The sequence below is a fragment of the Exiguobacterium sp. FD-YE-25-4 genome (assembly GCF_057004685.1).
The window spans coordinates 1,366,033-1,391,446 of sequence record NZ_CM168041.1 but is presented as its reverse complement, the minus strand read 5'-3'; the positions used below and the strand labels follow the sequence as shown (position 1 = coordinate 1,391,446).

23 protein-coding genes are annotated in these 25,414 nt (G+C 52.7%); 3 read left to right on the top strand and 20 right to left on the bottom strand.

Annotated elements, in window-relative coordinates; translation table 11 throughout:
* The first annotated feature begins 92 nt into the window (after positions 1-92).
* Positions 93-605, top strand: a complete 513-nt coding sequence (locus tag AC13H5_RS07175; protein WP_138859499.1) for a hypothetical protein — start codon at positions 93-95, stop codon at positions 603-605.
* A 40-nt stretch (positions 606-645) separates the two neighbouring features.
* Here the strand turns inward: AC13H5_RS07175 and hfq are convergent, their stop codons facing one another.
* The 7 genes from hfq to AC13H5_RS07140 all read right to left on the bottom strand — a co-directional run bounded on the left by hfq (position 646) and on the right by AC13H5_RS07140 (position 7,393).
* Entirely contained in the window at positions 646-894 is a 249-nt protein-coding gene (gene hfq / locus AC13H5_RS07170; protein ID WP_021067304.1) for an RNA chaperone Hfq, read from the bottom strand.
* Between the two features lie 12 nt (positions 895-906).
* Positions 907-1,857 (bottom strand): tRNA (adenosine(37)-N6)-dimethylallyltransferase MiaA, encoded by a 951-nt coding sequence (gene miaA / locus AC13H5_RS07165; RefSeq protein ID WP_483546510.1) that lies wholly within the window; start codon positions 1,855-1,857, stop codon positions 907-909.
* Positions 1,858-2,093: 236 nt separating this feature from the next.
* Positions 2,094-2,687: an AmiS/UreI family transporter gene (locus AC13H5_RS07160; RefSeq protein ID WP_034777422.1), complete on the bottom strand. Its 594-nt coding sequence runs from the start codon at positions 2,685-2,687 to the stop codon at positions 2,094-2,096.
* Positions 2,688-2,798: 111 nt separating this feature from the next.
* Positions 2,799-3,659, bottom strand: coding sequence for a PPK2 family polyphosphate kinase (locus tag AC13H5_RS07155; protein ID WP_034777421.1), 861 nt, complete (start codon positions 3,657-3,659; stop codon positions 2,799-2,801).
* Between the two features lie 113 nt (positions 3,660-3,772).
* Complete coding sequence (locus AC13H5_RS07150) at positions 3,773-5,302, bottom strand: M4 family metallopeptidase (protein ID WP_214708587.1); 1,530 nt, start codon at positions 5,300-5,302, stop codon at positions 3,773-3,775.
* A gap of 179 nt (positions 5,303-5,481) precedes the next feature.
* Positions 5,482-6,480, bottom strand: coding sequence for an ABC transporter permease (locus tag AC13H5_RS07145; RefSeq protein WP_034777418.1), 999 nt, complete (start codon positions 6,478-6,480; stop codon positions 5,482-5,484).
* Positions 6,473-7,393: an ABC transporter ATP-binding protein gene (locus AC13H5_RS07140; RefSeq protein ID WP_483546550.1), complete on the bottom strand. Its 921-nt coding sequence runs from the start codon at positions 7,391-7,393 to the stop codon at positions 6,473-6,475. Before AC13H5_RS07140 ends, AC13H5_RS07145 begins: the two co-directional genes overlap by 8 nt.
* Before the next feature lie 117 nt (positions 7,394-7,510).
* On the opposite strand from AC13H5_RS07140, the gene AC13H5_RS07135 reads away from it, so the two are divergent.
* Positions 7,511-8,260, top strand: a complete 750-nt coding sequence (locus AC13H5_RS07135) for a GDSL-type esterase/lipase family protein (protein WP_214708585.1) — start codon at positions 7,511-7,513, stop codon at positions 8,258-8,260.
* Between the two features lie 36 nt (positions 8,261-8,296).
* Here the strand turns inward: AC13H5_RS07135 and AC13H5_RS07130 are convergent, their stop codons facing one another.
* Positions 8,297-8,968 (bottom strand): hypothetical protein, encoded by a 672-nt coding sequence (locus AC13H5_RS07130; RefSeq protein WP_232939480.1) that lies wholly within the window; start codon positions 8,966-8,968, stop codon positions 8,297-8,299.
* Positions 8,955-10,085 (bottom strand): mandelate racemase/muconate lactonizing enzyme family protein, encoded by a 1,131-nt coding sequence (locus AC13H5_RS07125; protein ID WP_214708581.1) that lies wholly within the window; start codon positions 10,083-10,085, stop codon positions 8,955-8,957. Before AC13H5_RS07125 ends, AC13H5_RS07130 begins: the two co-directional genes overlap by 14 nt.
* Before the next feature lie 78 nt (positions 10,086-10,163).
* Between AC13H5_RS07125 and AC13H5_RS07120 the strand changes: the two genes are divergently transcribed.
* Complete coding sequence (locus AC13H5_RS07120) at positions 10,164-11,354, top strand: hypothetical protein (protein WP_483546509.1); 1,191 nt, start codon at positions 10,164-10,166, stop codon at positions 11,352-11,354.
* Between the two features lie 17 nt (positions 11,355-11,371).
* Here the strand turns inward: AC13H5_RS07120 and nhaC are convergent, their stop codons facing one another.
* The 11 genes from nhaC to mutS all read right to left on the bottom strand — a co-directional run bounded on the left by nhaC (position 11,372) and on the right by mutS (position 25,389).
* Positions 11,372-12,772 carry a Na+/H+ antiporter NhaC gene (gene nhaC / locus AC13H5_RS07115; RefSeq protein ID WP_034779844.1) on the bottom strand — a complete coding sequence of 467 codons (1,401 nt, stop codon included), beginning with the start codon at positions 12,770-12,772 and terminating at the stop codon, positions 11,372-11,374.
* Positions 12,773-12,936: 164 nt separating this feature from the next.
* The gene (locus AC13H5_RS07110; protein WP_214708575.1) at positions 12,937-14,034 is read right to left on the bottom strand and encodes an amidohydrolase; all 1,098 of its coding nucleotides are present in this window, start codon (positions 14,032-14,034) and stop codon (positions 12,937-12,939) included.
* Positions 14,035-14,055: 21 nt separating this feature from the next.
* A complete protein-coding gene (locus AC13H5_RS07105; protein ID WP_034777412.1) occupies positions 14,056-14,400 on the bottom strand; it encodes a DoxX family protein in 345 nt (114 codons plus the stop codon).
* A 55-nt stretch (positions 14,401-14,455) separates the two neighbouring features.
* Positions 14,456-15,718: a S1C family serine protease gene (locus AC13H5_RS07100; protein ID WP_034777411.1), complete on the bottom strand. Its 1,263-nt coding sequence runs from the start codon at positions 15,716-15,718 to the stop codon at positions 14,456-14,458.
* A gap of 121 nt (positions 15,719-15,839) precedes the next feature.
* Entirely contained in the window at positions 15,840-16,658 is an 819-nt protein-coding gene (locus tag AC13H5_RS07095; protein ID WP_034777410.1) for a fumarylacetoacetate hydrolase family protein, read from the bottom strand.
* A 54-nt stretch (positions 16,659-16,712) separates the two neighbouring features.
* Entirely contained in the window at positions 16,713-17,168 is a 456-nt protein-coding gene (gene nrdG, locus AC13H5_RS07090; protein WP_214708567.1) for an anaerobic ribonucleoside-triphosphate reductase activating protein, read from the bottom strand.
* Positions 17,146-18,990, bottom strand: coding sequence for an anaerobic ribonucleoside triphosphate reductase (locus tag AC13H5_RS07085; protein WP_483546508.1), 1,845 nt, complete (start codon positions 18,988-18,990; stop codon positions 17,146-17,148). The genes nrdG and AC13H5_RS07085 overlap by 23 nt, the downstream gene beginning before the upstream one ends.
* A 190-nt stretch (positions 18,991-19,180) precedes the next feature.
* On the bottom strand, positions 19,181-20,032 hold the full coding sequence (locus tag AC13H5_RS07080; RefSeq protein WP_200881482.1) for a formate/nitrite transporter family protein: 852 nt from the start codon (positions 20,030-20,032) through the stop codon (positions 19,181-19,183).
* Positions 20,033-20,233: 201 nt separating this feature from the next.
* Complete coding sequence (locus AC13H5_RS07075) at positions 20,234-20,893, bottom strand: 50S ribosomal protein L25/general stress protein Ctc (RefSeq protein WP_034777406.1); 660 nt, start codon at positions 20,891-20,893, stop codon at positions 20,234-20,236.
* A gap of 163 nt (positions 20,894-21,056) precedes the next feature.
* Positions 21,057-22,859, bottom strand: a complete 1,803-nt coding sequence (gene mutL / locus AC13H5_RS07070; RefSeq protein WP_214752822.1) for a DNA mismatch repair endonuclease MutL — start codon at positions 22,857-22,859, stop codon at positions 21,057-21,059.
* Between the two features lie 4 nt (positions 22,860-22,863).
* Positions 22,864-25,389 (bottom strand): DNA mismatch repair protein MutS, encoded by a 2,526-nt coding sequence (gene mutS / locus AC13H5_RS07065; protein WP_483546507.1) that lies wholly within the window; start codon positions 25,387-25,389, stop codon positions 22,864-22,866.
* Positions 25,390-25,414 lie beyond the last annotated feature (25 nt).

The following is a 25,414-nucleotide window of genomic DNA, read 5'->3' as shown; positions in this document are numbered from 1 at the left end:
TTTCGTTATAGGGCCAGAAGTTTCCTGAATTATATTGAAAGCGCTTACTAGAATTGTTACGATAAAGGCAGTTAGATAAAGGGGGAACTCACATGATTTCATTGGTAGATACGTATGAACGGTTGATCGCAACAGGGGAAGCGACACGTTACGCCACTACGCATTCGACAATCGCAAGCATTTTACAGGCATCGACTTGCCCGGTCTCGCATCAAGAGCTCGTCACGGCGGTCTCGGGGCATGCCGGTAACCCATATACGCCAGACCAACTCGTCGACTCGGTCATCGAGCATGAAATGAAAGGGGCGATGGCCGTCCTGCTCGTCGCCGGTTATCCGATCCAAACACCGCTCGCCAAAGCCGTCGTCTTATCGGCGTTCGCACGCACGAACCGGATGAACATCGAGAAACTGAAAGAACTCGGTCATGCTGACTTGCTCGTGCGGATTCAATCGGCAGAACGATCTTGGAAGCGGACATATACCCACTTGTATCGGTCGGCACCGACACAGCTCTGTGACCAGCTCGACTCACTGCTCGGCGGTTGCGCCGTCCATCGTGTGATTGAAGCACTCGATCTCGACCCGAACGTCAAAACGGCATAAAAAAGAGCGGTCCCCGGGCCGCTCTTTTTTATGCCTTAAATTATCCTTCTGTCACTTCGACCGCTTCCGGTTCGAACAACGTGACGTTCCGCGCTGGTGAGAACGTTGAAATCGCATGTTTATAGATCAACTGTTGGCGCCCTTCTGATTCGACGATGACCGTGAAGTTGTCAAACGATTTGATGACTCCCCGAATTTGAAATCCGCTGACTAAAAAGACGGTCGTCGGCACCATTTCTTTACGTAATTGATTCAAAAAATGGTCTTGGATGTTATAGCTAGCCTTCATGTTGCATTCCCCCTAGTCTATGTCTCTTTCAAATAATCGGAATTTTCGAAAAAACTCCTCAACTTCATCATAAATATTTTGATACGATAGTTCAAATGATTTTCTTCCCATATCAACCCAAATCCCATCAAATTGATGACGGAACCATGTTAATTGACGCTTCGCGAATTTGCGCGTGTGCTGTTTGAGCGTCTCGGTCATCTGCTCTCGGGTCATCAATCCATCAAGGTACGGAACGACTTCTTTATAACCGATGGCCCGCATTGCCTGCGTATCCCGATAACCAGCTGCGAGCAAACGTTCGACTTCTTCGATGAGACCCGCTTCGAGCATCAAATCGACACGAAGGTTGATACGCTCATAGAGTACGTCCCGGTCGGCGTGGAGCACAAACAATTTGTAGGCGTAATGCTGGGAGGGGAGGCTATCCATCGCCTGGGCGTCGCCTTGGAGCGCGACTTCAAGAGCACGGATGACGCGGCGGACGTTATTTGGATGAATGCTCTCGGCCCGTTTTGGGTCGAGCGACTGCAGGCGGGCGTGCAGCGCTTCAGGACCATTTGTCTCCGCCTCTAACTCGAGCGATTCGCGCAATTCATGGTCGACCGGTCGCTCCGTGAACTCATAGTCATATAAGATTGCTCTGATGTAGAGACCGGTCCCACCGACTAAAATCGGCAATTTCCCGCGCGCGTAGATGTCATCGATCGCCGCTCGGGCCAACGTCTGGAATTTGGCGACGCTCATCGCCTCGTCCGGGTCACAGATATCGATTAAATGATGCGGAACCCCTTCCGCCTCCTCGACCGTCACTTTTGCCGAACCGATATCCATCCCGCGGTACACTTGGACCGAGTCGCCCGATACGATTTCACCGTTGAACGCTTTCGCGAGCTCGATTCCTGTCTTCGTCTTCCCGACAGCGGTCGGTCCGACGAGGACGATGACTGGTGTTTGTTCCATCCTTGTCACTCCTCAAACGAAAGACCGTTCCAAAAAGGAAACGGTCCGTTAAATTCTTCTTTTAATTGTATCATCAAACACGACCGCAAACAGCATCCATCCGCATAATAATAGTCCCATCAATAAAATTAAGCCGTCACTCATCCGTGGTCGCCTCCTTTACGTACCTCATTCCCACTTTTCACACTTTAGACACAATTGAATACGTAAAAAAAGACGCTCACGAAGAGCGTCATTCATTGTGTCACTTCAAGAACTCGGCGGCCTCGCCACATCGTGAACCCAATGTAGAGAACCGTCGTGCCGCTCGCTGCCCACCAGATCACGTCATAGAGCGGTGTCATCAAGTTGGCCAGTCCAAACAGCGCCGGGACGATCAGTGTCAACCAAGCGAGCACGAATGCGACTCGGGCCGTCAACCCATCAATTTGGCGCCCAAGACCCATCCCTACATAGAACAGTCCCCATAGGAACGACCAGAACAACCAGGTTACGGCGCCCATCACATCGCCCGTCGTGAACGAGATGGTGGCATAAAAAACGGCTGAAATCGAAACAAATAGCGAGAACCAACCGACGCCACGTCCGTCGAGGTCGAACAAAAATGTCACACCGACGTACAAATAGGTGAAAGCGAACAAATAGATGCTCGCATATCCGAACACTTCCGCCGAACTCGCGCCGATGACGAGCCACGTCGCGATGAACGTCTGCAACAGTCCTGTGAAGAGACTGAATACACCCGCACTCTTGACGTCCACTTTCCCGAATAAGACGAGGCTGTTAATGAACAGTGCCACGCCACCAAATAATAAACTAATATTCCCCACTCTCATTGCTCCTTCGTACAGATGTCTGACGTCTTATTTTATACGTCCACTGTAACGTGAATTCGTTTTCAGTGCAAGTAGGGAAATGGATGTTCACGGAGTCGACAAAGGTCACTCATTCTCGAGCGTTTCAATCGCTTCATCAATCCGGTCCTGTTCGTCCTCCGTAAATGTCGGGAATTTAGGATCGATGTCTTCAAGGACGTCAATCATAATCGTGGAGACGATATATCTGGCGTACCAGTCATCATCTGCCGGGAGCACAAACCAGGGTGCATGTTTCGACGCCGTGTTCGATAACATATCCTCAAAGATATCCTGGTAATCATCCCAATGCTTTCGCTCTTCGACGTCATTGAATGAAAACTCCCAGTTCTTACTTGGATCTTTCAGTCGTTCAAGCAAGCGGTCACGCTGGACTTCTTTTGACACGTTAAAGAAAAATTTGATGACTTTGAATCCGTTCTCATCTAAATATTGTTCAAAGTCATTGATTTGGCGATAACGGACCTTCCATACCGACTCTTTGTCCTCTTCATCAGGGATGACCTCTTCCCCGAGCAGGTCATGGACGCGCGGAGCGATCACTTCTTCATAATGCGACCGGTTCAAGATGCCTACCTGCCCCCGCTCTGGCATGAGGTCATGCATTCGCCACAAGTAATCGTGTTTCTTTTCCGTGTCCGACGGTTTTTGGAACGCGTTCGTCTTCAACCCTTGCGCGTTCAAGTTCGAAAAGATATAACTGATCGCCTCATCTTTGCCGCCGGCGTCGAGCGCCTGCAAGACGACAACGATCCCTTTCTTCGATTCGGCGTACAGCTTCCAATGCAACTCTTTCAATCGCTCCACGCTCTTTGGAATCAACTCGTTTTGTAACGTCTCGTCAGATGGGCGATCTTGTATCGTGGTCGGGAAATCGCTGAGACGAATCCCATTTTTATGGTCAATGCGAAAAGTTTGAATATCCATGTGTCCTCCTTGACTCGATTGAATTCTAAGTACAACATCTATTTACCCTATTCTTTCAAAAAAATAGCGACAAAAAAATCCTTTCCGCCGAAGCGAAAAGGACTGAATCAAGTTTAGTTGATGCCGACCGCATCGAACGATTTCGCCGCTGCGACTGCTTGCGTGCTCGTCGCACCGTGCAAGTCTTTGGCCGATTGAACGACGGCTTGACGTAGGCTTGAGAAGTTCGAAGTCGGTGTCAAGTAGACCGTGAGGGCACGGTAGTAGATGTCCCCCATCTCCATGACGCCGATGCCTTGGACCGAGACGCCGTAGTGTGACCCGCCGCTCGCTAAGAGATAAGCCGCTTTGTTGACAATTCCCGAGTTGATGTGGACGCCGCCGTTATCCTGCGTCCCCGTGTAACGGACCGAGTAGTGGTCCGGGTCACCATATGCTGCCGGATTCGACATCGAGCGGAGACCGTCCCCAGCCACGCCAGGCGTGTAGATGTCTTCCCCGACCAACCAGTCAAAGTTCGAGCCGACACTATATTCCGCGACCGTACCGAAGATATCCGATACCGCCTCGTTGATCGCACCCGATTCATTTTGATAGATCAAACCGGCCGTGTATTCTGTAACGGCGTGTGACAATTCGTGAGCGACAACGTCGAGGGCACCAGAGAGGTACGTGAACGTTTGACCGTCCCCGTCACCGTACACCATCTTGCTGCCATCCCAGAACGCATTGTTGTAGCTACGGCTATAGTGGACCGTCGAGTTGAGGGCCGCACCGTTGTTATCGTAACTGTTGCGTCCATAAGTGTTCTTGAAGAAGTCATACGTCTTCGTCGCGTTGACATGGGCACTGACAGCGGCCCGGTCGTACGTCGTGTTCAAGACGTTGTCAGCGTCGGCCCAGAGCGATCCAGGAAGGCGCGTCCGGTTTCCGGCGTCATACGTATAGATGCCTTTACCGCGCGTCGAGTCTTGGAGATAGTAATATGAACCGCTCTTCGTCGTCTTGAACGTTTGGCTCTGACCAAGAACGTCGATTCCCGTTCCCGTAAATGTCGTACCCGTGACGCCGTTCGTCGGTTTGGCGTGCGCCAATTGGTTGTATTTGTTCAATACTTTCCCGCTTGCCGCATCGATGAAGTATGTCCAGCGTGACGGCTCATCCGCATCAAGGATCGTCCCGGTCACTTCATACGCATAGACCGCCTCTTCACCATTCGGATAGACGACGAGTTCCGCTGCCGGCTCAAGCTCGTATGCGCCTTTGTGGCCGACAAGCTCTTTATAACGAGCGACCGCTTTTTGCTCATTCAGCTTGATCGATTTATGTAATCCTTTAAGTTGTTTCGTATCATCGACGACCGTTTTCAATTGGCCATCGTTATCGACGACACCGACGACAATTCCACCGAAGACTGGCACTCCGTCGACCGTCTGTTGTAATTTGACAACTTGTCCGACTTTGTCACGCTTCGATTCGAGCGTTTTGAATTCGCCTTTCGCTTTCGCATACTCTTTGACGATCGTCGTCGGGGCTTCGTTCGATGGTTTCGTCAACGTGCCCGACTTGAGCTCCGCCGCGCCGACGAGTTGTGGCACGAGCAAGACTCCTGCGATGAGTGATGTAGATAAAACTTTTTTCATGTGTGTTTCCCTCCTTATGTGGTGTCTCCTACTTTACATAGTTTCCCACATTTAATGTATCCAACTTTTTAATTATTTTGACAATTCAAATTATTAAGACATTTGGACTAACCCGTCCTCTTCTCTAGTCGTATCAGCCGTAACAAAAAAAGCGTCACCATGGAAGGTGACGCCAGTCATCAATAGACATCTTTTTGTGTGAAATGGTAGAACGCATACGCGAGAGCCGCTAGCGACCAGACGAATATGACGATGAGCGAGAACGGCAACGTCATCCCCTCGATTGGTGGGGCTTGCCCCTCGAGATAGGTATGAAGACCGAAATTGACGTTGACCAAATATTTCGAGCTGTCCCAATTCGACCCGAGCGACGTGAGGAGCGGTCCTGAAATCAGGACGGCCATCATGATCCCAATCCCTGTCGCCGTGTTTTTAACGATGACCGAGATCATGAGCGCAATCGTCCCGACGGCTGCGACGACGAACCAAGATAGTCCGACCGACATGAGCAAGTATTGCCACATCGGCAGCGTATGAACGAAGTCGGTCGAGAACGTCCCCGTCGACGAGGCCTGGAAGCCGGTCAAAATCGGGGCGGTCCATCCGTCCCAACCGAGCACGATGCCGGAGATGGCGTAACTAACGAACGCCGTGATGAAGATGAGAATCGACGTATAAAGCAGCGTCGTCATCCATTTGGCGAGCAAGATTTTGAATCGTCTTACGGGCCGAGACAACAGTGTCTTGATCGTCCCGTCATTGTGTTCACCGCTGACGATATCCGCCATCAAGACGATGATGAAGAGCGGCAGCACGAGCGTCGTCCCTTGCGAGAAGAAGACTCGCATGAACGTCGGAGCCCCGGGATAGTTCGGGTTAATATCATTATCTAAGTAGTATTGATTCTGTTGGACCTGGAACTCCAAGATTTGACGGAACTCGTCCTGAACGTTCGCCGAGGCGAGCCGGTTTTGCGTATCGACAATCTCTTGTTGCAAGTCGACGCGCCAATCGATCGTCCCTTGTTCTTCGCGCTGTTTCTCGATTTGACGATAGTTCGCATACGTGAACATCGAAACGAGCACAATCAAGATGATCGAGACGACGAGGAGTCGTCGCTTCTTATGGATCTTTAAAACTTCGTTCCGAATAAGGCCAAGTATTGACGGATTAGACAATATGGTCACCCCCGGTCAATGAGATGAATAATTCTTCGAGTGTCTGGACGCGTCGTTCAAGCCCGAATACGTCGACTCCCCGGTCAAGCAAATAGCGGTTCAAGCGGGCCGTCTCTTCAAGATTCATCGAGACGCGAATCGTGCGCTCGTCGACGACGTCGGCGTGCTCAATCGATTCGAAACCGCGCACAATCGGCAAGACTTCAAAACTGTCGGCCACATGAACATCGACAGTCGACGCCAACTCATGAATCAATTCGTCAACCGTCCCGACTTTGACGATTTTCCCGCGCGACATGATGGCGACGCGGTCCGCGAGCAGTTCAATCTCAGCCAAAATGTGGCTCGAGACGAGGACGCTCAGTCCAGTCTCTTCGACGAGACGGCGGATGAAGAGTCGAAGATCGCGAATCCCCATCGGGTCGAGCCCGTTCGTCGGTTCATCAAGAATCAAGACGCGGGGATTGTTCAACATCGCTTGGGCGATACCGAGCCGTTGCCGCATTCCGAGCGAGTAGGTCTTCACTTTATCATCGATCCGCGCCGTCAAGTCGACGAGGTCGATCACTTCTTGAATCCGGGTCTCATCGACACCGGGCAACATCCGGGCAAAGGCGTTCAAGTTCTCACGCCCGCTCATGAATTTATACAGCTCCGGATTCTCGACGATGGCCCCGATTTGGTTCATCGCCTGAACGAATTGTCGTTCGACGCTGAATCCACAAATCGAGACGGTCCCTTTCGTCGGCTTAATCAACCCGACAATCATCCGGATCGTCGTCGTTTTGCCGGCCCCGTTCGGACCTAAAAATCCGAACACCTCACCTGGGAATACATCGAACGAGATGTCATCGATGATTGTTTTCTTACCGATTACTTTTGTCAAATGGTCTATTTTCAATGTTGGTTGCATCATCTCACCTCTCCTACATTCTATCGGACTCAACCGCATCTGTCCTATTCGAACATTCACATAGGGCAGGTTCAAACTTATTTGATATGATAGTCTCATAGAAAGTGAGGGAATCACATGAAAAATGGGAAATGGTATTCGTTTTTAATCGGTTCGGTCTTCTTGACGGGCATCGCCTTATACGGTTTATGGATCGGCTATCAAGATATCGTCAACCCGCCGGAACGCACACTCTCGATTAGTGAAGATTCGAGACCCGAACCGGTCGGTGACGTTTACGTCGCTTTAGGTGACTCCCTGACACGCGGCGTCGGGTCGACGTCAGGTGCTGGCTACGTTCAGCCGGTCGGTGAAACGCTCGACGAAGACGGCATTCGTACGCAGAACTTGGCCGTCTCTGGTGCCCGGACTGAGGATTTGTTGGCCCAACTCGAACAACCGGAAGTACGGCGAACGATTGAGAACGCCCGCTACATCACACTCACGATTGGCGGCAACGACCTGTTCAATCGCGGCGAGAACGTCGATAACTTTGAATCGGTCGATATCGAACAAGTCGTGACCGATGCCAAGACGAATTTGAATGACATCTTTGAACAAGTTCGCGGATTGAACGATACGGCACAAATCGTTTATATCGCGCTCTATAATCCATTCCAAGAGAACGAAAACGGTGAGGCGTTCAATCAACTGATTCTCGATTGGAACGCCTCGGCGGCCACGTTCGGAAACGCGCAACGCATCGACGTGATCGACCCGTTCGCTTACGTCTCTGACGTCTCGCGTGACCTCGCGACCGACCAGTTCCATCCGAGCGATCGGACGTACGAGAAGTTAGCCGAGGACGTCCTGTTCATCCTCGAATAAGTAAAATGGCCTGATCATCGCGATCAGGCCATTTTTTCATCTTTCATATTTGACGAGCCAGCTCTCCCCGTCGCGCGTCATGGACGTTCCGTACCAACCCGCCTTCAACAAGGCGCCCTGTTGCTCCGTCTCGCCCATCTCGAGCCATGTCGCTTCTCCGGCCGGTCGCCAGTCGCTGTGCAGTTCCTTCATAAAGATGTAGCGCAACTTCCCGCCATACTTCGGTTTAAGGGCACCGATGCGAAGCCCGAGGGCAAACTTGTCTTTCAAGCTCGGGATGTTGAATGGTGCCACGGTCGCACAGACGAGGTCGAATCGGCTACCATGTTCCAGCTCTTTCATCAGAAGCCTGCCGAGATGCTGTTGCAGGCCGTAGCCGCGGTAGTCCGGATGGACGTTCGTCACTTCTTGATAAATAATGCGTTCCAGTCCCTCTGATGGATAACCGATATCATAGCCGAGATGCTCGTCATCGAGCGGTGGGATGAGGAGCGCGCGGAACGCGATCAACGTTCCCTTGTGATATGCCCCGATGAGCGTCCGGTCCGTCAACAACTTGACGAACTCCTCTGTCGACAGGGACTGATACTGGCTCCCTTCCGTCAGTGTATCCATGACATTCTGTTGCACCGCCTCGATTTGTCCCAGGTCGGTCATCGCCAAATAGGTGACCTCGATGTCGAGGCCGTTACAATCACCGCGCCACATGATCGGTCCCTCCGACGACGTACGTCGCGGTCGTCAGACGTAATAAGACAGATTCATCGACGTCGACACCGAGTCCTGGTCGTTCAGACAATCGAATGAACGGGAGGTCGTACGTCAAATTGCCGATGTCTTCTGCGAAACGGAGCGGCCCTGTCAATTCGACCGATTGGACGATTTTGCTCGAGAACGCGACGTGGAAACCTGCACTCGAGGCGACCGACGACTCGACCATCGACCCGATTTGGCACTCAATACCTGACATCTCGGCCATATGGACAAGTTTTTTCGCCGGGTAGATGCCGCCGCACTTCATCAGCTTAATGTTCACTTTGTGGGCGGCCTGCATCATCGTCAGACGCCGCATTTCGGTTACACCCCGCACGCCTTCATCAATCATGAGCGGGACCGAGATTTTCCCTTTCACTTCGACCATGCCTTCAAAATCGTCGGCTTTGACCGGCTGTTCGACCCAATCGATATGGAATGGCTCGAGCAACTTCATCGCTTGGAGCGTCTTGGCAGCATTGACCCAACCTTGATTGACATCGACCCGAATCGGAACGTCCGGTCCGACGGCTCGCCGAACCGCCTCGACACGTCGTACGTCCGAGGCGACATCGACGCCGACTTTCATCTTGACGGCTGTATAGCCTTGTTCGATTTGTTCGAGCGCCTCGGCCGCCATCGCTTCCGGATCTCCGATGCTTAACACGTGCGTGACCGGGAAGGCATCGTGATAACGGCCGCCAAGCAACTCATACACAGGCAAGCCAAGTTTTTTCCCAACAACGTCGTGACAGGCAATATCAAGCGCCGCCTTCGCCGCCGGCACGTCCCGGATGGCTCGGTCCATCACATCATGGATTCGTTCCATATGCATCGGGTTTTGCCCGATCAAAAGAGGTCCTAGCACATGTCGGATGACGCTAATCGTACTGTCGAGCGACTCACCCGTGACGTGCTCATCAGCGACGGCCTCGCCGTAACCGACATGTCCGCACTCGGTCGTCAGTTTCACGATCACCGACGGCATGTCGTCGTAGCGGTGATAACTGACGATGAACGGTACTTTCAGTGGTAGACGTATCGCAAACAGCTCGATTTTCTTTATTCTCATATCCATTCCCCTTTACTTTTCACATATCGTTAGCTATATTGTCGTTAAATAGTCGTTAAATTGCAAGGAGGAGTTTTGATGTCCATCCATATCGCCATCGTCGGGTCGCACGAATTCGTGGCGACCATCCGTACCCTCGGTGCCCCAGAAGGTGTTCGGTTCGAGTATCACCCTTATGAGCATCCCCATGAAGCAACCGTTATCGCCAAAACGCTCGGCTCGTTCGATGGTGTCTTTTTTTCCGGGTCGTTCCCGTTCACTTATGCGGCCCCCTACCTTCAAAACGTGGCGACCCATCACGTCGTCCAAGACGAGACTGTCCTATTAACGACACTTCTCTATGCGACGCTCACCCACTCAGTCCCTCTTGATCAACTGTCCATCGATTTGGTCGAGCCGGAGCGTTTGACGTCAATCCTCGAGTCGTTCCCGAACCGTGCCTCGACTCCTGCCGTTATGAAAATCGAACCGAGTATCGCTTTCGAAGACGTGATTACTTTTCACACGGAGCACCGGGCCAAGCAGGCGAAACTGGCCGTGACGAGCATCGAACAAGTTCATCGTCAACTCGTCCGTGATGGGTATCATAGTCTATTGATGATCGAGCCGCGGTCCACGGTCGAGCGCCATCTCGATATGTTAATTCAACGAATTCGACGCCAGTTCGCGGACGACGCCCAGTTCGCCATCATTCGTTTCGAGACCGACGACAAGGCATTACTCGAACATTTGAAAATGGTCCGCTACCTTGGTGGACACATCGAATCGACCGACGATGGTCGTATCACGCTACTTACGACACGAGGCGAGACGAACAACGCCCTCGATACAAGTACGCTCAGCCCAACAGGTGATTATCGAATCGGAATCGGCTATGGCACGCAATATCAACAAGCATACGAACATGCTGAGATCGCACTATCGGCCGCGAGCAAGGAGCGCATTCGAATCGTCGACGATTCAAAACGCTTGTCCTTTCCGAACCGTGAGGACCGCATCCCCTATCGAGTGACCGAAGTAGCGGTCTTTAACGTCATCAAGCAAGCCGGAATCAGTCCGGTCAATATCGGTAAAATTATGCAGTTCTCAAAACACCATCTCGAATTCACGGCAAAAGAGTTGACTGACCATCTCGCCGTCTCAAGACGGACGACGGAGCGACTCATCAAAAAATTACATGACGCGCAACTGATCGAAGTGATTGGTGAAGAGATGAGTTACAACCAAGGACGACCTCGTGCCGTCTATAAATTCAATTTCCCGACCTGAATAGGCCGGGAAATTTTTCATTGTGCTGCTTGTTTTTCGAGTGGCGGTTCCACACTCTGCACAGCAATCCGTGCAATCGTGAAGCCTGTGAACGCATAGATAATCGAGATGACCGGAACGATGAAGTTCAAGATCGCGTATGGCGCATATTCGAACGCCCCGACGCCGAGCGTCCCGAGAATGAACACACCGCACGTGTTCCATGGGATGAAGACCGACGTCAGTGTCCCGCCGTCCTCGAGTGCCCGGGATAAGTTTTTCGAGTGAAGCCCCATTTTCTCATAAGCACCTGCAAACATACGAGATGGAACGACGATCGAGATGTATTGTTCGGAACACGTGGCGTTCGTTGCTACCCCGGCGAGAATCGTCGACGCAATCATCGAACCGGCCGTCTTCGCCAGTTTGACGATTTGATTCATGATCGATTGCAGCATCCCCGAGTATTCTAAAATCCCTCCGAACGTCATCGCGACGATCGTCATCGAGACAGTGTACATCATCGCGTCGAGACCGCCCCGACTGAACAAGTTGTCGACGAGTTCATTACCGGTGTCGATCACATACCCGCTCTGCAACGCCCCGACGCTGTCGGCGAGCGAACCGCCTTGGACGATGACTTGGGCGAGAAAGCCGAGCGCAATCCCGACGACGAGTGCCGGAATGGCCGGTACTTTCCTCGCGACGAGGACGATGACAGCAAGTGGAATCAATAGGAGCCACGGCGAGATGACGAAGCTGTCCTGTAAAATACCGAGTGTTTGGACGATTTCTGAAGAGTCCGTCGTCGTCTCACTGAACCGTCTGCCAAGCCACCAATAGGCGCCGAGCGCGATGACGAGCCCTGGAATCGTCGTGTAGAGCATATGCCGAATATGTTCGAACAAGTTCGTGTGCGTCAAACCCGCCGCAAGGTTCGTCGTATCCGACAACGGGGACATCTTATCCCCGAAGTATGCCCCTGAGATGACAGCTCCGGCGACCATCGGTGCTGGTATCCCCATACTCAGTCCGATGCCCATCCCGGCGACGCCGATCGTTCCCATCGTCGACCATGAGCTGCCAATCGAGAGCGCGACGACCGAGCAGATGATACAAATCGTCACCAAGAAATAGGCCGGTGAAATAATCGTCAATCCGTAATAAATCATCGTAGCGACGACGCCTCCCCCGATCCAGGCACCAATCGTTAAACCGACCAAGATGATGATGACGACGGCCGGTAGTGCGAGCCGAATCCCTTTGTACATCATCTCCTCGATCTCTTTCCACTTGTACCCGTGTCGCCATGCGACGAGCGACGCGACCGCTGTCCCGACGATGAGTGGGATGTGCGGCCCTTGTTCCAATTTGACGATGGCTACGAGCATGACCCCGATCATGACAAGTAGCGGCAATACCGCCCAGCGAAGCTTCATGTCTACCTTGTTCCCCTGTTGTTCCATGTGTCTTCCTCCCCGATAGCGAAAAATTCAGAATTGTCGTTATATTGTCGCTAATAAGTAGATGATAACGCTTACATTTAAAGTTGGCAATAAAAAAATGAACGAGCTCGTCCGGCCCGTCCATCTAGTCAATCGCTTCAATTATCGTTTGCGGCCCGGCGCAACGTATCGGCGAGTAAGGCGGCCGCTTCTGGTAAGACGTCCCGATCGAACGACATATGAGGATGATGGAGCCCCGGTGTCAAGTTCGCGCCGATTCCGATCATCGTCGCATCGAGTCCCGGCTGTTCGACCGTATAGAAATGAAAGTCGTCACTACCTGATGTAATGATCCGGTCGACGAGCGCGCTTTCCCCGAAGCGGTCGACAATCGCTTCGGCCGCATGTCGGCTCGAGCGTTCGCCGATCTCCGCACCCGGTGTGAAGTCTTGCCAGTCCCAGTGGATGGTGACATCATGAAGGACGGCGATTTGCTGCAACAGCGTCTCGACGCGGTCACGTAACGCAAGCAACTCCTTGTTCTGTTGAGCCCGGACGTCGAGTGAGAACGTCGCGTTCCCTGGGATGATATTCAAATTATCGCTACCGGCTTGGACGCCCGTCAATTTGATCGAATGGGGCTCGAACGGCGACAAGTAGATGCTTTTGAGCATCTGTTGAATCGTAAAGATGACATCTAACGCGTTTTGACCTTGATGCGGTCGCGCGCCATGGGCATCGTCCCCGATAACGCTTCCTCTTAGAAAGAATGCGGCTCCGTGTTGAATCGCAGCCGCATATTGTCCGCGCTGCAATTCCTCGAGCGGTCGCAAGTGGATGCCATACAGCTGACTCACTCCTTCGAGTGCCCCTTTTTGAATCATCGCGAGCGAGCCGTTCCCTTGTTCTTCCGCCGGTTGGAAAATGAAGCGAATCCGCTTCGATAGCATCTCATGTCTCAACAGGTCGAGCGCGCCGAGCACCATGCTGATGTTGGCGTCGTGCCCGCATGAGTGATTGGCTTGAAACGTCCCGTCGACTTGTTGCCATAAGGCATCGATATCGGCCCGGACAGCGATGACGTCATCACCTTGCCCAATCTCTGCGATGACCCCGGTCACGTCCGCAAACGTCTCGTGACGGACTTGCCATGACGTCAAGATGTCGGCAATCGTCTTCGTCGTCTCAACCTCTTTCCAGCTCACTTCCGGATGAGCATGAAAATGCTCAAACCAGTTCAATACGTTCGTCGTCATGATCAATTCCCCCATATGTACTTATATTTTTTTGACCCCTTTGATTAAGAGCCACTGCAGCGGCAATCGGGCCCACGTGACCCATTTTGGGAGCGGTATTTTGCCTAGTTTCGACGGTTTGAGCGCCATGTTGATATTGGCCGGGAACACCGCGATTAAGAAAGCGGGTAATGTCCCTTTCACGAAGCGCGTCCCTTTGTTCATGAGCAACAACACACCATAGACGACCTCGATGACCCCGCTTGCCTGGACCATGAATCGTTTGAACGGCCATGATTTCGGAATAATCGACATGAACGCCCGTTCCTGAATGAAGTGCATGATGCCGGCCCCTAGAAATAAAATCCCGTATAGTTTACGAATCAACTGAACCCCTCCTTTTTTCTAAGCATAACAAAAAAGATGGGCTGCGTGCCCATCTTTACAGTGCGTCTCCATTTGCGTTTTGAATCTCGACATCGACCGTTTCGGTCTTACCGTCACGAACGTATTCGATTGTGACGGTCCCGTCCGTGTCTCGAATCAGTTCACTCCGCAGGTCGATGAACGATGAGACAGCCTGGTCGTTGATTTTCACGATGACATCGCGTGCCTCAAGTCCTGCCCGTGCAGCCGAACTGTTCGCTTGCACTTCAACGATGATCGTGCCCGACGTCACCGACTCCGGCAAATTGATTTGCTCGGTCAAGTACCCCGGTGGGAACTCCGACACGTCCCGAAGCGAGACGCCGAGCGATGGATGATTCACTTCGCCCGTCTGTTCGATTTGATTGATGAGCGGCAAAGCGATATCGACCGGGATGGAGAAGCCGACCCCTTCGACCGAGTCGGTCGCGATTTTCATCGAGTTGATCCCAATCAATTGTCCTGATTCGTTGATTAACGCGCCACCGGAGTTACCCGGGTTGATGGCCGCGTCCGTCTGAATGACTTCGGCGTTGAAGTCGGCTTGTCCGTTCTCATCCGTATCGACCGGGACGAGACGTGACGTCGACGAGACGACGCCGCGTGTGACCGAGTTCTCAAACTGGCCGAGCGGGTTCCCGATGGCGACGACGGTTTGCCCCGGTTTCAACTCGCTCGACTTTCCAATCGAGATGACGGACGAGACTTTGTCCGCATCGACTTCGAGCACGGCCAAGTCATACGTGGCGTCGCTACCCATCAATTTGGCGTCCGCTGTCGATCCGTCATTGAATGTCACGGTCAAACGGTCAGCACCGTTGACGACGTGATGGTTCGTGACGATGTAAGCCGAGTCGCCGTCTTTCTTATAGATGACACCCGAGCCGACCCCGGCTTCGACAGCTTCACTTGAAAAACCGTTTGACGCGAAATTGTTCACCGTCACGACAGCAGGCTGTGCGGTCGCGACCGCATCGGTGACCGAGCTGTCCGTTGTCGTAGACGTCGTCTGGACCGGCGACCCTTCCGACGTCACGTTCGTATCAGACACATTTGTCGGCACTTGATCGATGAACGGAAAAGCGATGGCGCCAGTCAAGACGGCACCAATCACGCCGCCGACAAACCCAGGGAACATCCGGCCGACGAACGATGGTCGGGCCGGTTGCTCTGCGCGCGACGGTTCTTGTCGTTGTTCTGACGAGCCGAGCTCGGTATCGAGCCAATCCTCGCGGTGATTTTGTTCATTTGATTCTGTTGGACGATCATTGCGTTCCATGTGTAATCATCTCCTATATGATGTTTCCTCTTTGTTCTACCCTTAGTATAAGAGGCATAGTCATCGTTTTGCGGAAATGAAGCATCGATTACAAGATTCTTCACAATTTGCGTCAATTGGGTCAGACGATGACGTTTCGGAGCGTCCCGAGTCCCGTGATGCTCACTTCGACCGTGTCTCCTGATTGGAGATAGACGGGCGGCTTCATGCCGTGGCCGACCCCGGCCGGTGTGCCGGTCGCGATGATGTCTCCTGCTTCAAGTGTCATGCCCTTTGACAAAGTCCGAATTAACTCTTCGATCGGGCGAATCATATCCGCCGTCGACCCATCTTGACGTGTCTCGCCATTGACAACCGTTTGAATCGTGAGTGGGAACGAGAGCTCATCCGGTGTGACGATATACGGCCCCATCGGACAGAACGTATCGAACGATTTACCGCGGAAAAACTGGACGTGTTGTTTTTGCACATCCCTGGCCGTGATGTCGTTCAGAATCGTGTAACCAAAAATATGGGCATCGACGTCGTCAATATCCCGCCCTGATTTCCCGATGATGACGGCGAGTTCGCCTTCATAGTCGAGCTGGTCGGTCAATTCGGGGTGACGTTCGACGACAGCCTCTGGGCCGACGACCGAGGTCGGCGCTTTCGTGAAGATGACGAGCTTACCGGCCCCCGCCGTATCCATCTCTTTCACATGCTCTTCGTAATTTTTCCCGATACAGATGACATTTTTGAGCGGACGATACGGTGCGACGAACGTGACGTCTTGAAGCGCCAGCCTTGGCGCGACATCTAAATCGACATCCGGTTCAAACTCACGCGCGATGACTTCTAACAACGAAGTCGTATGTAATTGGTCACTGACGTCATAGACGAACTCTCCTGCCACGACACCGACCCTCTGCTCTCCTTCAACTTGAAAACTACACCATTTCATCAAAATTCCCCCTTTTTTGCTAGTATACAAAAAATCGGGACCCGACGGCCCCGATTACGCTTTGTTTAAGAAAATAATCCGCTGGTTGCTCGATCCCCGAAACCGGAGCGACCGGTCCATGAGCGGCTGTTCGAAACGCCCATCGACGAGCACATCGGCACGGTCGAGCACGCTTGTGACGAATTCGTCGTGCATGGCTTGCAACTGTTCGAGCGTATAGCCCGTATACACCCAAACGTTTTTTTGCAGGACCTTACATCCGTCGACGAGCCGTGCCAATTCTTCCGGTTGCAGAAATGGTTCCCCGCCTGAAATCGTCACCCCGTCCCAGCCTGATTGTTCGATTTGAGCGAGTAAGTCCGCGACCGAGACGTCTTGTCCTCCACGTGGATTCCAAGATTCTGGATTATGACACCCAGGGCAACGGTGCGGGCAGCCTGCCGTAAAGATGACCGTGCGAATGCCTGGACCGTCGACGACCGATTCTTCAAGTACGGATAGGACGCGCATGATGCTTCACCCTCGCTCGTTCTTCTTCTCGTTTTGCCGAATTCCACCGGTCCATCGTCCCGACCAAGTAGCCGGTGATGCGACGGATCCGTTCAATTCGTTCATGCTCGCCACATGTCGGGCACGCTTCGTCGATGATCCCTTCAAGGCCGCAGTTGCCACAACGGTCGACCGGATGGTTGATCGACCCGTAGCCAATGTTCTCGGTCCGCATGAGCCGGACGATCGCTTCGACCGCTTCCGCATTATGGGCGAGCGATCCGTCGACTTCGACATACGTGATATGACCCGCATCACAGAGCGCGTGGTAAGGCGCTTCGAGACGGACTTTATCGCGAATCGAGACCGATTGATACACGGGCACATGAAACGAGTTCGTATAAAAGGCGCGGTCGGTCACACCTTCAATCATCCCAAACGATTGCTGATCTCTCGTCACAAATTTACCCGACAATCCTTCGGCCGGGGTCGCCAAGAGAGAAAAGTTCAAATCGTATCGTTCCGATGCCTGCTTCATTCGATCACGTAAATGAGTGACGATATCGAGCCCAAGCCGTTCCGCCTCTCGCGACTCGGCATGCGTGCCACCTGTGAGAACACGAAGCGCTTCGGCGAGACCGATAAATCCGACCGAGAGCGTCCCTTGCTTCAGTACCTCGCGAAGATCGTCTTCTGGACCGAGTCTCTCTCCACCCCGCCAGACGTATTGGGCATAGAGGAACCGAAATTCGTCGGCATGCCGCTTCGCTTGATAGTCGAATCGTTCGAGTAATTGATCGATGGCGACGTCGACGTAAGCGTCGAGCGTCTCATAAAAAGTATGGATATCCGAGGAGACGAGTGCCATTTTCACCAAGTTCAACGTCGAAAATGATAAGTTGCCTCGTCCAATCGACGTCTCGGCACCATGTCGATTCCCCATCACCCGTGTCCGACAACCCATGTAGGCGACTTCCGAGCCGTGCGTCCCGTCGTAGTATTGAAGGTTGAACGGAGCATCGACGAACGAGAAGTTCGGGAATAACCGCTTGCCCGTCACACGACAGGCGAGACGGAACAAGTCGACGTTCGGATCGTCCTCATGGAAGTTGACCCCTTCTTTCACTTTAAAGATTTGAATCGGGAAAATCGGCGTCTCCCCGTTACCGAGCCCTCGCTCGGTCGCACGCAGCAACTCTCGAATGAATACTCGTCCCCACCGGCTCGTGTCGGTGCCGTAATTGATGGAAACGAACGGTACTTGTCCGCCACCACGTGAGTGCATCGAGTTGGCGTTGTGGATGAACGCCTCACACGCTTGATACGTCGCCGCAATTGTTTCAGACTCGGCAGTTTCAAAGAGTTGCTCGGTCGTCCATTCGACTGGTAGCTTTTTGAGCCGCTCGAGCTGACGTTCATACGTCTTTTCGACATACGGTGCGAGGTCGACATCAAACATCGGGAAAGCTTGACCGCCATGCTGCATGTTTTGGTTCGCTTGAAGAATGATCGAAGCGAGCGCCATCGCCGAGCGGATATCCTGGGGCGGTCGAATCGTCCCGTGCCCGGTATGAAATCCGTTCGTGAGTAGATCACCGAGTGGGATTTGACAACACGTCGTCGATCCTGTCACATAGTAGTCGGCGTCATGGATATACAAAAAATTATCCTCGACGGCTTGACGTGACCGTTCTGATAATAGATATGTCGTCGACAATTGTTTTGATACTTCTGAGGATAATCGTGCCAATTTCCCAAGTGGTGATTTCCCGTCGACGTTGGCGTTCTCTTGTACGAGGTCCTGATCTGGGAGAACACAGACATCTTCATAAAGCTGGAGCATATTCACTCCGCATCACCTCACTATATATTGATTACAAGCGAGTTAATTACTCGCTCAAGTTCCATATATAGATTATGTCATGTTTTGCTCTTGAGATGTGAAGTCGAAATTGTGATCAATGCTTGTGATAAAAACGCAAAAACAGTCGAGCCACTGACGTGGACTCGACTGCTCGTTGTCGTGAGCTACCTTATACTTCTTTGGCAGGTTTCACAATTTTCAATTCGACTTCTTCCGTTGCTTCCGATTCTTGGGCTTCACGCAAGCCTTTCGCGTTTAACCACGTATAGATCGCACCCATGAACAACGCGCCACCGATGATATTCCCGAACGTGGCTGGAATCAAGTTGTGGATCGCGCCGGCAAAGCTGATCGCCTCAGGATGCGGGACGACGAGCGTGAGGGCGAACAAGACGAAGTTGGCGATGACGTGATCAAATCCTGAGGCGAAGAAAACGGCGACGAGGAAGATCATCGAGAAGATTTGGGCGAACTCGTTTTTCATTTGCTTCGGCAAGAAGATGGCAAGACAGACCATCCAGTTGCAGAAGATCGCGCGGAAGAAAATTTCGACCGTCGTATGGTGCATCTTGCTTTCGACGACTGAGAACAGCCAGTTGTCCATCCCAAGTTCTTGGATGACACCGGTCGGCGCGAGCAGCAAAGCGAACAAAACGCCACCGAGCGCATTCCCGACAAAGCAGAGCAACCAGACGAGCATCGTGTCGCTGAGCGTCGTGTACCCCCGCATCGTCGAGGTTGTGAAGTACATCGTATTCCCGGTGAACAGTTCGGCTCCGCCATAGATGATCATGACGAGGGCGATCCCGAATGAGAATCCTCCGATGAGCGTTGTGAACGGAGAATCGATCAAATACATTCCGTTGACGACTTTCAGTGTGAAAATTGAAGCGAATCCGATAAAGATCCCCGCGAGCATTGCTCGTAAAAAGTACTCCATTGGCCGATAATGAATCATTTGCGAAGATGCCTGCGCTTTCTTCCGCAACGATTCGAGTGCATGGATTTCCATTGATGCCATGTCACAAACCCTTCTTTCTGTTTGAATGAAACCATTATAATAAGAACGAACATGTGAAATCATTAACAATATAAGCCCGAAACGAATAAATTGCAATCGCCCCTTCCACATGTTGACACATTTTTCACATCGTAATCGTTTACATTTGTCGGATTTGTGACTAGAAAAAAACGACCCTTCGCAAAGGGCCGTTCGAAATGATTATTCTTTGTTTTCAGAAGCCTCTTCCGACTCTTCCGTTGAAGTTTCTGACGCCTCTTCAGTCGCTTCAACTTCGCCTTCTGTCGCTGTATCAGCTTCAAGGTCTTCGACCGCCACCGGTTCATTCACCGATGCGATTTGAAGATCACCCTCAGATACGATTTCGTAATCTTTGTTCTCTGGAATATCAGCGACAGTGAGCGAGTCACCGATGCCGAGTTCAGAAACATCAAGCTCGATACGCTCCGGAATGTTGGCTGGTGTTGCCGAGACCGTTACTTTGTAGAGCGTCTGTGCCAAGTAGCCGCCTTCTTTGACGCCTTTCGCGTCGCCGACGAGTGTGACGTCCGCTTCGACTTCTGTCGCTTCGTCCATCTTCACTGCCATAAATTCGACGTGCTTGTATTCGTTCGTGAATGGGTCGACTTCTGTCCCGTGAACGAGTGTGTTCACTTTCTTACCATCGATATTGAGTTCGATCAAAGCGTTGTCGCCGTGTTCACGAAGAATCTTACGAAGTGCCATCTCTTCGAATGCGACCGGTGTGCTTTCAACTTTGTAGCCGTAAACGACACCTAACACTTTTCCTTCTTTACGCAAGTTAGCGCGGACCGAACGTGGTCGTAATTCTCGTTTCGTTACTTTAAGCGTGTCTGCCATAATCTTTTCCCCCTACTGGTTTATCGATCATGTCTACATCTTGAGGGTGAGGCAGTGAAAAAGCCACCTCTCAACCTCGATGCGTTGAGTGACATGTGTATATTGTTCCCATAGCCACCTATCCATAAACGTAACAGGAGGTTAAGAAAAGATTACAGGCGTGTCACATAACGCGTTTAAATAGCTTCTCGAGCTCGTACGTGCTCCACTTCACTAAAATCGGACGTCCGTGCGGACACGTGTACGGAGACGTCGTCTGATTCAAATCGTGAAGCAATTGCCGCATCATCTCGTGGTTCAACGGATGGTTTGCTTTAATCGACCGTTTGCACGCCATCAAAATCGACGCATCTTCCCGATATTTAGCGATGTCAATGGAGCGATCCCGGATCGCCATCTCTATCAAATCACGGACCGTTCCTTCTAAATCGTGTTGCGGGTACCACGTCGGAATCTCTCTAACGAGGAACGTATTGCCGCCGAACGGCTCCAATTCGAGACCTGCTTCTTTTAAAAGCGGAGTGACTTCTTCAATCGCGAGCGCCTCTTCTTGCGTGAACTCGAGCGTGAGCGGAAGCAGCAACAACTGGTATTCCTTGTCAGGATTCCCGAGCTGCTCGTAAAACAACTCATATTTGATTCGTTCCTGGGCCGCGTGTTGGTCAATGACGTACATCCCGTCCTCGGCACCACAGACGATATAACTCGCATGCAATTGACCGATGACGTCGAGCGGCGGCAACCGCTCTCCTTTCGTCTCGATTGTTTCCGATTCGACCGTCGACTCTATCGGCTCAGGCGCTTCATTGACGAGCGGGGTCGGCGACCATCGACTCGGTGACGTGACAGGCTCACGTGGAATTGGATAGTTCCACGTCGGCGCTTCATCCGTGACCGGCGCCCGTTCAACCGTGAAATCAAGTCGCTCTTGTTCGGTCCGATTGACCGGTCGCTCTTTCGGTTTGACCGACGGGATTAAACGCTGTTCCCGGAGTGTCAGTTGGACCGTCTCGCGAATCAATTGACAGAGCTCTTTCTCTTTTGAAAGCCGAACTTCTCGTTTCGTCGGATGGACGTTGACATCGATCAGCATCGGGTCCATGTTCACTTCGAGGACAGCGATCGGATAACGACCAATCGGTAGCAGCGTGTGGTAGCCTTCGAGCACACTTTGGGTCAAAGCGAAGTTTTTAATGCTTCGCCCGTTCAAAATGAGTGTCACGTACTGCTTGTTCGAACGCGTCACTTCCGGACGGACGAGATGGGCGCTCAAACTATAGTCGTTCGTCTTACTCGACGCCGTGACAATTTGGGCCGCGACTTGTCGGCCATAGATGGCGAGCATGACTTGTTTGATGTCTCCGTTCCCGCTCGTCCTGAGTAGTTCCTTGTCTTCATGGAACGCCGTGAGGCGCACTTCCGGGTGGGACAAGGCAATCCGGTTCAACGTGTCGGTGATGCTCGCCAGTTCCGTCGCGGACGTTTTCAAATACTTCAATCGGGCTGGTGTATTATAGAACAATTGACTGACGGCTATCTCCGTCCCGACGTTCGCCGCGGCCGGTGTTTGCGCCGTGACAACGCCGCCTTGAAGCGTCATCTCGAACCCGTCTTCCTCGGCCCGGCGTGACTTCAGCGTCACATGGCTAACCGAAGCAATCGAGGCGAGCGCCTCGCCCCGGAAGCCGAGCGTGCGAATCCGGAACAAGTCGTGCTCGTCCCGAATCTTACTCGTCGCATGACGTAAAAAGGCGCGCGGGGCGTCCTCTTCATAAAACCCGTGCCCGTTATCGCGGACTTTAATGAGCCGGATGCCCGCTTCCTCCAAATCGACTTCGATTTTGGTGGCGCCGGCGTCAATCGCGTTCTCGACGAGCTCTTTCACGACCGAGGCCGGTCGCTCGACGACTTCGCCAGCCGCGATTCGGTTGGCCAGTTGTTCCGGTAACTCTTGAATGATTCCCATCGACTCACCCCTTCTTCGCGGATTGTTGGAGCGCATAGAGCGCTTGCATCGCCTCGATCGGGTTCATCGCCAACAAATCGAGTTCGAGCAATTGTCGTTTAATCTCGTCTTCCGCCTCAAAGAGCGATAGTTGGGCCACGGGTTCTGCCGTTCCCGGATTTTCAACAGCTGCCCGTTCCGGTTTCGAGTCCGTCTCAAGTTGAGACAAGATGGTCCGCGCCCGTTCAATCAAATCACGGGGCAATTCAGCGAGCTCGGCGACATGAATCCCGTACGACTTATCGGCCCGCCCCGGATGTACTTCATGTAGAAACACGACACGCCCGTCTCGCTCGATGGCGCGGACGTGCACGTTCTCAAGAGCAGGGATCGTGTCTTCGAGCACGGTCAGCTCGTGATAGTGGGTCGAGAACAACGTCTTCGCTCCAATTGTCGAAGCGATGTATTCGACGATAGCCTGGGCGAGCGCCATGCCGTCATACGTCGACGTCCCCCGACCGATCTCATCGAGCAAGATGAGGCTGTGTTCGGTCGCCTCTGTCACCGCTTGGCGTGTCTCCGTCATCTCGACCATGAACGTCGACTGGCCGCTCACCAAGTCATCGGCCGCACCGATGCGGGTAAAGATTCGATCAAACAATGGAATCTCAGCCGCTTCAGCCGGCACGAACGACCCGATTTGATGCAAGATGGCGATCAAGGCGAATTGACGCATATACGTCGATTTACCGGACATGTTCGGTCCGGTGATTAAGAGCATGCGCCGCGTGTCGTCGAGCGTCAAATCGTTGGCGACGTATTCACCGCGTGGTAGCACCGTCTCGATGACCGGATGGCGGCCACGATCGATTTGGACGTTCGTCGACGTCGTCGGCCGGACATAGTCACGTTTTTCGGCGACGATGGCGAGCGCGAGCAAGACGTCAAGCTCACTGAGCGAGCGCGCCAGTTGTTGGAGCGGTTTCGTCTCTTGCTTGACTTGGTCACGCAAGGCGACGAATAAATCATACTCGAGCGTACAACTCTTCTCTTCAGCCCCGAGAATGAGCGCTTCTTTCTCTTTTAACTCGGGTGTGACGTAACGCTCGGCGTTCGTCAGCGTCTGTTTCCGTTCGTAACGTCCCTCTTCGAGCAGGCGGGCGTTCGCTTTCGTCACTTCTAAGTAATAGCCGAAGACACGATTATAGCCGATTTTCAGCGACTTGATGCCGGTCGCGAGCCGCTCTTGTTGCTCGAGATTGGCAATCCATGTCTTTCCGTTCGCTTTCGCCTCGAGCAGTTCGTCGAGTTCGGCCGAATAGCCGGCACGAATCATCCCACCTTCTTTAATCGAGATCGGTGGCGCCTCGACAAGCGCTGCCTGGAGCATGTTGGCCAAGTCGTCGAATGTGTCGAGCGTATCATCGATTTGACGAAGCCGTGAGGCCGTGACGCCTTCGAGCAAGGCCCGCACCGCCGGGATGCGCTCGAGTGTGTTCCGGAGTTGGACGAGGTCACGGGCGTTGGCCGTCCCGTAACCGACTTTGGCGACGAGCCGTTCGATATCGTAGACGTGACGTAACTGTTCACGCAACTGGTCACGAAGCATGAAGTCATCGACCAAGTTCTCGACCGCATCTTGTCGGTCCCGAATCGCCTGCTCGGTATAGAGCGGCTGTTCGAGCCAACGTTTCAGCAACCGTCCCCCCATCGCCGTCGTCGTCTCATCAAGCAAGGCGAGAAGCGACCCTTTCCGTTCACCGGACCGGGCTGACCGAAACAATTCCAAGTTCCGGGCCGTGTTGGCATCGAGTTGCATATGGGCCTCGACTTCATAGGCGACGGCCGGTTGGAGATGATCGAGGGCGCGTTTTTGCGTGCGCGTCAAATAAGCGAACAGCAATTCAAACGCGCTCACTTGCGCCTCGTCTTTCGCTCCGCTCGACAACGGGCTCGCTAGCCGCTCTGTCTGGACCGACAACGGGATGCCGAGTGATGAGAGATGGTCTGCCAACTCGGCGTCATCAACGATGATTTCACTCGGGACCAACCCTTCGACTTCGCGCAGGACGGCCTCACGCGACGGCAAGGTCGTCAACCAAGATTCACCTGTCGTCACATCGCCGCGGGCAATCCCGAAACGGCCTGCTACGTTCACGACCGATAGTAAATACCGGTTCTCTTTTTCACCGAGTGCAGCCATGTATGTACCCGGCGTGATGACTTGGATGACTTCACGTTTGACGAGCCCTTTCGTCGCTTTCGGATCTTCCATCTGTTCACAGATGGCCACGTTGAATCCTTTTTCGATCAGTTGTTCAATGTAGATAGCGGCCGAGTGATGTGGTACGCCACACATTGGAATCGGGTGCTCAGCGTTCTTCCCGTTTTTCGCGGTCAATGTCAACTCAAGTTCTTTGGCAACGATTTGGGCATCTTCAAAGAACAGCTCGTAAAAGTCACCGAGCCGGTAGAAGAGAAAGGCGTCTGGATAATCGGCCTTGATTGAAAAGTATTGTTTCATCATCGGGGTTTGATGTATCGTTTCCATTCGTGTTCACCTCTAGAAATTAGAA

Excerpts from the sequence above, each read along its gene's own strand:
- AC13H5_RS07175 (WP_138859499.1), top strand. The coding sequence starts at position 93 with ATGATTTCATTGGTAGATACGTATGAACGGTTGATCGCAACAGGGGAA.
- hfq (WP_021067304.1), bottom strand. The coding sequence starts at position 894 with ATGAAGGCTAGCTATAACATCCAAGACCATTTTTTGAATCAATTACGT.
- miaA (WP_483546510.1), bottom strand. The coding sequence starts at position 1,857 with ATGGAACAAACACCAGTCATCGTCCTCGTCGGACCGACCGCTGTCGGG.
- AC13H5_RS07155 (WP_034777421.1), bottom strand. The coding sequence starts at position 3,659 with ATGGATATTCAAACTTTTCGCATTGACCATAAAAATGGGATTCGTCTC.
- AC13H5_RS07150 (WP_214708587.1), bottom strand. The coding sequence starts at position 5,302 with ATGAAAAAAGTTTTATCTACATCACTCATCGCAGGAGTCTTGCTCGTG.
- AC13H5_RS07140 (WP_483546550.1), bottom strand. The coding sequence starts at position 7,393 with ATGCAACCAACATTGAAAATAGACCATTTGACAAAAGTAATCGGTAAG.
- AC13H5_RS07135 (WP_214708585.1), top strand. The coding sequence starts at position 7,511 with ATGAAAAATGGGAAATGGTATTCGTTTTTAATCGGTTCGGTCTTCTTG.
- AC13H5_RS07130 (WP_232939480.1), bottom strand. The coding sequence starts at position 8,968 with ATGTGGCGCGGTGATTGTAACGGCCTCGACATCGAGGTCACCTATTTG.
- AC13H5_RS07125 (WP_214708581.1), bottom strand. The coding sequence starts at position 10,085 with ATGAGAATAAAGAAAATCGAGCTGTTTGCGATACGTCTACCACTGAAA.
- AC13H5_RS07120 (WP_483546509.1), top strand. The coding sequence starts at position 10,164 with ATGTCCATCCATATCGCCATCGTCGGGTCGCACGAATTCGTGGCGACC.
- nhaC (WP_034779844.1), bottom strand. The coding sequence starts at position 12,772 with ATGAAGCTTCGCTGGGCGGTATTGCCGCTACTTGTCATGATCGGGGTC.
- AC13H5_RS07110 (WP_214708575.1), bottom strand. The coding sequence starts at position 14,034 with ATGACGACGAACGTATTGAACTGGTTTGAGCATTTTCATGCTCATCCG.
- AC13H5_RS07100 (WP_034777411.1), bottom strand. The coding sequence starts at position 15,718 with ATGGAACGCAATGATCGTCCAACAGAATCAAATGAACAAAATCACCGC.
- AC13H5_RS07095 (WP_034777410.1), bottom strand. The coding sequence starts at position 16,658 with ATGAAATGGTGTAGTTTTCAAGTTGAAGGAGAGCAGAGGGTCGGTGTC.
- nrdG (WP_214708567.1), bottom strand. The coding sequence starts at position 17,168 with ATGCGCGTCCTATCCGTACTTGAAGAATCGGTCGTCGACGGTCCAGGC.
- AC13H5_RS07085 (WP_483546508.1), bottom strand. The coding sequence starts at position 18,990 with ATGCTCCAGCTTTATGAAGATGTCTGTGTTCTCCCAGATCAGGACCTC.
- AC13H5_RS07080 (WP_200881482.1), bottom strand. The coding sequence starts at position 20,032 with ATGGCATCAATGGAAATCCATGCACTCGAATCGTTGCGGAAGAAAGCG.
- AC13H5_RS07075 (WP_034777406.1), bottom strand. The coding sequence starts at position 20,893 with ATGGCAGACACGCTTAAAGTAACGAAACGAGAATTACGACCACGTTCG.
- mutL (WP_214752822.1), bottom strand. The coding sequence starts at position 22,859 with ATGGGAATCATTCAAGAGTTACCGGAACAACTGGCCAACCGAATCGCG.
- mutS (WP_483546507.1), bottom strand. The coding sequence starts at position 25,389 with ATGGAAACGATACATCAAACCCCGATGATGAAACAATACTTTTCAATC.